Source organism: Acidisphaera sp. L21, assembly GCF_009765685.1.
GTDB lineage: Bacteria > Pseudomonadota > Alphaproteobacteria > Acetobacterales > Acetobacteraceae > LMUY01.
The window spans coordinates 76,860-77,112 of the sequence record NZ_LMUY01000093.1 but is presented as its reverse complement, the minus strand read 5'-3'; the positions used below and the strand labels follow the sequence as shown (position 1 = coordinate 77,112).

Annotated in this window: 1 protein-coding gene; it reads left to right on the top strand. The window is 56.5% G+C overall.

The genetic code is table 11. The annotated features are described in order from the left end of the window. Nucleotides 1-191 (top strand): hypothetical protein (locus GSQ76_RS31255; RefSeq protein ID WP_216851151.1); only part of this gene is annotated, 191 nt, incomplete at its 5' end. Between the last annotated feature and the right edge of the window lie 62 nt (nucleotides 192-253).

The following is a 253-nucleotide window of genomic DNA, read 5'->3' as shown; positions in this document are numbered from 1 at the left end:
GCAAATATCCCACTAAACGGGTCAGTTCTCAGCGCAACTCAACACTCTCATCCTCAAAAGCCGAAATCGGCGTGATCCCATCCATGACGAAAGCTGATCATGAAACCGCCAGCTACCGCCAGATGTCACCGCCGCACCGCTTACGTGCCACCAACCCTGGTTCATTCTTGATTTCCCGTGCCGAAGGCTAGGAAGGCACTCAGTTTCGGAAAAGTGCCGACCCCCGAAGTGCTTCACGCCTCGCGCCGGGGTG